The organism is Komagataeibacter kakiaceti JCM 25156, assembly GCF_000613305.1.
In genome coordinates this window covers 1-1,125 of record NZ_BAIO01000652.1, presented here as the reverse complement: position 1 = coordinate 1,125, position 1,125 = coordinate 1, and the positions used below count along the sequence as shown (strand labels likewise).

At 64.2% G+C, this 1,125-nt stretch carries 2 protein-coding genes; both read right to left on the bottom strand.

The genetic code is table 11. The annotated features are described in order from the left end of the window. Window positions 1-191: 191 nt before the first annotated feature. Window positions 192-749 carry a polyhydroxyalkanoate synthesis repressor PhaR gene (phaR, locus tag JCM25156_RS25875; protein WP_407637138.1) on the bottom strand — a complete coding sequence of 186 codons (558 nt, stop codon included), beginning with the start codon at window positions 747-749 and terminating at the stop codon, window positions 192-194. Between the two features lie 269 nt (window positions 750-1,018). Continuing rightward, the coding region (locus JCM25156_RS29090; RefSeq protein WP_277909483.1) for a hydroxyacylglutathione hydrolase C-terminal domain-containing protein at window positions 1,019-1,125 on the bottom strand (107 nt) is incomplete at its 5' end.

Here is a 1,125-nt window from a genome sequence, read left to right as displayed (position 1 = left end):
CGCGCAGTTGCTGCCCGCCATCGGCACGGCATGGCGCGGGCTATGCGCCAGCCACAACCTGCCCATCCCCGCCCCGGAAGTCAGGCCGACCGCGTGATGCCGCCTTTTTCAGGAGGGCGGCGTTTCCTGAAGCTTCCTGAAACAAGCTTCACCAAAAACTTCCGATAATTCGCGAAACTGGCCCCAGCGGGTCAGGACCGCCTGTCCCGGTCCGCCTGAAGGGATTCGACCTGCTGGCGCAGATCCATGATTTCCTGCAACAGGTTTTCCACCGTGCGATTGCCCACGCGCTCGACGGCGTAAAGCGATGTGAACAGCGACATGGCCTGCCGCACCACGGCGGCGTTCTCCCGCCCCAGCGCCTCCAGCCCGCCCGACGTGGCCGATGGGGGCTGGCGGTCCATGAACTCGGCCATCATGCGTTCGAGATAGTCCGAGACCTCGCCCTGCCTGCTTTCGCCATAGCAGCGGATGAGCTGGCGCAGGAAAGCCACCGGCAGCATGGCGCGGCCACGGGTTTCCTCCTCCAGCATGACCTGGGCGAGAACCCCACGGGTTATGTCATCGCCCGTGCGGGCGTCCAGAATGACGAAGGCACGATCCTGCTTGACCATGTCCATCAGGTTCTCAAGCGTGATGTATGCAGAAAGCTCGGTATCGTACAGCCGCCGATTTGCATATTTCTTGATGACAACCGGGGCAGAAGATACCGACAAATGCCTACCTTTCGCATGGATCGGGCGCAGCATACGCCAATCCGCCATGGCCCCCGCGCCCACGGGCCGCGGGCAACGGAGCCATCCATTCATACAGTATAACACACTGGCGGGCCATGCGGTGGATGGTCAATCCAGCCTCCCTGCGCGGGGCGACGCCAGCTTTCCCCCCCTGTAACGCACGTTCCCGCCCTGGGGTTACGGAGCGCCCGCGCCTTGTTTCCCCTGCCTTGCGGCCGTGAATCCGGGGCGGGCAGGTGGCGGGGCATCCGTGCGGCCGCACCGGATCATGACGTATTATGTCAGAACCTGTCCTTCTCTTTGCGTAACCGCGCCAGCGTCGCGACATCGGGCGCGCGCAGGAACGGATTGGTCGCCCGTTCCACCACCAGGCGCACCGGCAGCGTGG